General features: G+C 72.7%; 1 pseudogene. It reads left to right on the top strand.

The window, feature by feature from the left end:
• Window positions 1–293: pseudogene (locus DAEP_RS24160) on the top strand (hypothetical protein); the annotation flags it as partial.

The raw sequence follows: 293 nt of genomic DNA, 5'->3' as shown, positions 1-293 counted from the left end.
AAGGCCGCCGCCGGCCTGCCGGTCGAGATCTGCCACGGACCCGAAGAGAGGGTGGTCTTCGACACCCCGGCGGGCACGCGCGGGCAGCAGCCAGGCTGCCTGGCAAACGCCGCCGTGCCGCCGGACGCGCTGCGGGTGCGCCAGCACCTGCCCGACCCGCGGCTGCGCGCCCACAGCTACTTGGAGATTCCGCTGGCAGGCTCCCCCGGCCGCCAGCAGGAGACGCTGCAGCAGGCCGCCGCCGTGGTAACTCTGGTGCAGTCGCTGCTGGCTTTCCTGTCGTTCAGCCTGAT

This window comes from Leisingera daeponensis DSM 23529, assembly GCF_000473145.1.
Lineage (GTDB): Bacteria > Pseudomonadota > Alphaproteobacteria > Rhodobacterales > Rhodobacteraceae > Leisingera > Leisingera daeponensis.
Note: the sequence above shows the minus strand (reverse complement) of the source record. Positions and strands in the feature narration are given on the sequence as shown.